1 protein-coding gene is annotated in these 386 nt (G+C 59.3%); it reads left to right on the top strand.

Annotation, left to right across the window (positions count from 1 at the left end; genetic code table 11):
• On the top strand, positions 1 to 254 hold a 254-nt coding region (locus EOA32_RS39500), incomplete at its 5' end, for a hypothetical protein (protein ID WP_210214900.1).
• Between the last annotated feature and the right edge of the window lie 132 nt (positions 255 to 386).

The following is a 386-nucleotide window of genomic DNA, read 5'->3' as shown; positions in this document are numbered from 1 at the left end:
GCTATGAGCAGATCATAGGCGACCAAGGACGCGAAGTTCAGCTCGAGACCATTCGCAGAATTGTAGAGTTTTGCGAGATCGAGCGGCCGCCGCAGCCTGAGCTGATCTTAAACCAGCTAATCGGACAGCAGACCTTCACCCTGTCCAGCGGGCGAACTTCGTGGGAGGCTTGCTGGAATGCCGAGATCGAGGCGCGGTTTACCGCGCTGGGAGGGACGAGACTCAACGAGCGATTCGGATTTGGTTCGAGATAGATTTCAGGCTGTCGCAGAGCCCGGCGATGGCAGGTACGCTCGGAGCCGCTCGCCGGACGTTTATGCGAGCGATATTCTGGAAAGGCGCGCTGACCACTGCCCACCTGCCGCCCGCGCAATCACTTCCTGAAG

The organism is Mesorhizobium sp. M1A.F.Ca.ET.072.01.1.1, from assembly GCF_004023325.1.
Classification (GTDB): domain Bacteria; phylum Pseudomonadota; class Alphaproteobacteria; order Rhizobiales; family Rhizobiaceae; genus Mesorhizobium.
Note: the sequence above shows the minus strand (reverse complement) of the source record. Positions and strands in the feature narration are given on the sequence as shown.